This is a genomic window from Marinobacter salinexigens, from assembly GCF_008370345.1.
GTDB lineage: Bacteria > Pseudomonadota > Gammaproteobacteria > Pseudomonadales > Oleiphilaceae > Marinobacter > Marinobacter salinexigens.
The window spans coordinates 1-279 of sequence record NZ_VTUU01000086.1 but is presented as its reverse complement, the minus strand read 5'-3'; the positions used below and the strand labels follow the sequence as shown (position 1 = coordinate 279).

General features: G+C 54.1%; 1 protein-coding gene. It reads right to left on the bottom strand.

Annotated features, from left to right (window positions below):
- Positions 1-258, bottom strand: a 258-nt coding sequence (locus FWJ25_RS20780) for a peroxidase family protein (RefSeq protein WP_497755925.1), incomplete at its 3' end; no start/stop codon positions are given.
- Positions 259-279 lie beyond the last annotated feature (21 nt).

The window sequence follows — 279 nt, the reverse complement described above, 5'->3', positions numbered from 1 at the left end:
YGCAGCATATTTCTCSACAAGAGGGCGGAAGACAGGGTCRCTCAGCAGGGCTTTGTCACTTGGGAGCTGAAGAAGGCCCTCCTTRTCRCCACTCAGAAGTTCCTTGAAGTAAGAGTTGTCAAAGACCAAAGGGTTYGTAGTCCAGGCCCCCTCRAAACCAGACCGCTCTTTGTGGCACCTTCCCAAGGTGTGGCCACCAGAGAGGGCAACAATGTCCTGATCRCTCAARCCCATCTGCTTGCCAAARACTTGCCTCAGGTGGTCAGAACCCTTRGTGGC